Consider the following 2,919-nt stretch of genomic DNA (forward strand, 5'->3'; position numbering starts at 1 on the left):
GCGCCTTTGACTTTCAGCTTGAGGATCAGATCGCCGGTGCCGACTTCGTCGTCCAGCTTGATGGAAACGCTTTCCACCACGCCAGCGGCAGGCGATGGAATTTCCATGCTCGCCTTGTCGGATTCCAGGGTGATCAGCGACTGGTCGGCTTCAACGCTGTCGCCAGCCTTGACCAACACCTCGATGATCTTGGCCTTGCCGGCCGAACCGATGTCCGGAACGTGGATGTCCTGAACACTGTCAGCCACTGGAGCAGCCGGGGCTGCTGCAGGAGCAGGCGCAGCGGCAGCGGCCGGAGCAGCAGCCTGGGCTGGGGCGGCAGCAGCAGGAGTCGCAGCACCCGCCACTTCCAGATCCAGGATCAGGTCGCCGGTGCCGACTTCGTCGTTGAGCTTGACGCTGATGGCCTTGACCACGCCAGCGGCAGGCGACGGGATTTCCATGCTTGCCTTGTCGGATTCCAGGGTGATCAGTGATTGATCAGCCTCGACCTTGTCGCCGACCTTGACCTGGATCTCGATGATCTGGGCCTTGCCCGACGAACCGATGTCCGGCACGTGCACTTGCTGAACCGAAGCGGCAGCAGGGGCCGAGGCTGGCACTGCGGCAGGAGCAGCAGCGGGTTTGGCTTCAGCTTTTGCAGCCGGTGCAGCTGCCGGGGCCGCAGCAGCGGCGCCCTCGACTTCCAGCTCCAGCAGTTCGTCGCCTTCTTTCAGGCGGTCGCCCAGCTTCACTTTCAGGCTTTTGACCACGCCGGATTTCGGCGCAGGAATTTCCATGCTGGCCTTGTCCGACTCCAGGGTCAGGATGCTCTGGTCGGCTTCGATGCGATCGCCGACCTTGACCATCAGTTCGATTACTTCACCTTCACCGCTGCCGATGTCAGGTACGCGAATGAGTTCGCTCACAGAAAGTCTCCTCAGCAGTCCAGTGGGTTGCGTTTTTCCGGGTTGATACCGAACTTGGTGATGGCTTCAGCCACGACCTTAGGTTCGATGTCACCACGGTCAGCCAAGGCTTCCAGGGCTGCCAACACCACGAAGTGACGGTCTACTTCGAAGAAGTGACGCAGTTTCTTGCGGCTGTCGCTGCGGCCGAAACCATCGGTACCCAGGACTTTGAATTCCTTGGATGGGACCCACTGGCGGATCTGCTCGGCGAACAGCTTCATGTAGTCGGTGGAGGCGATGACCGGACCTTTACGGCCGTTCAGGCACTCTTCGACGTAGCTCAGCTTCGGCTTCTGGCCAGGGTGCAGACGGTTGCTGCGCTCTACGGCCAGGCCGTCGCGACGCAGTTCGTTGAAGCTGGTCACGCTCCAGACGTCGGCAGCGACGTTGAACTCGTCACGCAGGATCTTCGCTGCTTCGCGGACTTCACGCAGAATGGTGCCGGAGCCCATCAGCTGCACGTGGTGCGCGGCTTCGCGGGTGTCTTCTTCCAGCAGGTACATGCCCTTGATGATGCCTTCCTCGACACCGGCCGGCATGGCTGGCTGCTGGTAGGACTCGTTCATCACGGTGATGTAGTAGAAGACGTCCTGTTGCTCTTCGGTCATCTTCTTCATGCCGTCCTGGATGATCACCGCCAGCTCGTAGCCGTAGGTCGGATCAAAGGTGCGGCAGTTCGGGATGGTCCCGGCCAGCATGTGGCTGTGACCGTCTTCGTGCTGCAGGCCTTCACCGTTGAGGGTGGTACGGCCGGCAGTACCGCCGATCAGGAAGCCCCGGGTACGGCTGTCGCCGGCAGCCCAGGCCAGGTCGCCGATACGCTGGAAGCCGAACATCGAATAGAAGATGTAGAACGGCAGCATTGGCTGGTTGTGGCTGGAGTACGAAGTACCGGCAGCGATGAAGGAGCTCATGGCGCCCGCTTCGTTGATGCCCTCTTCGAGGATCTGGCCCTTCTTGTCTTCGCGGTAGAACATCACCTGGTCTTTATCGACTGGCTCGTAGAGCTGGCCGACGGAGGAGTAGATGCCCAACTGGCGGAACATGCCTTCCATACCAAAGGTACGGGCTTCGTCCGGGATGATCGGCACGATGCGCTGGCCGATTTCCTTGTCCTTGACCAGCTGCGCGAGGATCCGCACGAAGGCCATGGTGGTGGAGATTTCACGGTCGCCCGAGCCGTCGAGGATGGCCTTGAGGGTATCCAGTGGCGGAGTCGGGACGCTGAAGCTCTTGGCGCGACGCTGCGGCACGAAACCGCCCAGTGCGGCACGACGCTCGCTCAGGTAACGGGCTTCGGCGCTGCCTTCTTCTGGCTTGAAGAACGGCAGGTTCTCGATGTCGTCGTCTTTCACCGGAATGTCGAAACGGTCGCGGAACAGCTTCAGGCTGTCGACGTCGACTTTCTTCGTGTTGTGCGCGGTGTTCTTCGCTTCGCCGGCGCCGGTGCCATAACCCTTGATGGTCTTGGCCAGGATGACGGTCGGCTGCTCTTTGTGGTTGACCGCTTCGTGGTAGGCCGCATAGACCTTGTACGGGTCGTGGCCGCCGCGGTTGAGTTTCCAGATCTCGTCGTCGGACAGATCGGCAACCATCGCCTTGAGTTCAGGGGTATTGAAGAAGTGCTCACGGACGAACGCACCGTCCTTGGCCTTGTAGTTCTGGTACTCGCCGTCAATGACTTCGTCCATGCGACGTTGCAGGATGCCGTCGACGTCCTTGGCCAGCAGTGGGTCCCAGAAACGGCCCCAGACCACCTTGTTGACGTTCCACTGGGCACCACGGAACACGCCTTCGAGTTCCTGGATGATCTTGCCGTTGCCGCGAACCGGGCCGTCGAGGCGCTGCAGGTTGCAGTTGATGACGAAGATCAGGTTGTCCAGCTTCTCGCGGCCGGCCAGGGAGATCGCGCCCAGGGATTCCGGCTCGTCGCACTCGCCGTCGCCCATGAAGCACCAGACTTTCTGCT

The 2,919-nt window shown here is 61.1% G+C and carries 2 protein-coding genes; both read right to left on the minus strand.

The window, feature by feature from the left end:
* A partial coding sequence (locus tag BLX41_RS34110; RefSeq protein ID WP_311197387.1) for a biotin/lipoyl-containing protein occupies positions 1-908 on the minus strand: 908 nt, incomplete at its 3' end.
* Positions 909-919: 11 nt separating this feature from the next.
* On the minus strand, positions 920-2,919 hold a 2,000-nt coding region (aceE, locus tag BLX41_RS00665; RefSeq protein ID WP_259744289.1), incomplete at its 5' end, for a pyruvate dehydrogenase (acetyl-transferring), homodimeric type.

The sequence above is a fragment of the Pseudomonas protegens genome, from assembly GCF_003732485.1.
Classification (GTDB): domain Bacteria; phylum Pseudomonadota; class Gammaproteobacteria; order Pseudomonadales; family Pseudomonadaceae; genus Aquipseudomonas; species Aquipseudomonas protegens_B.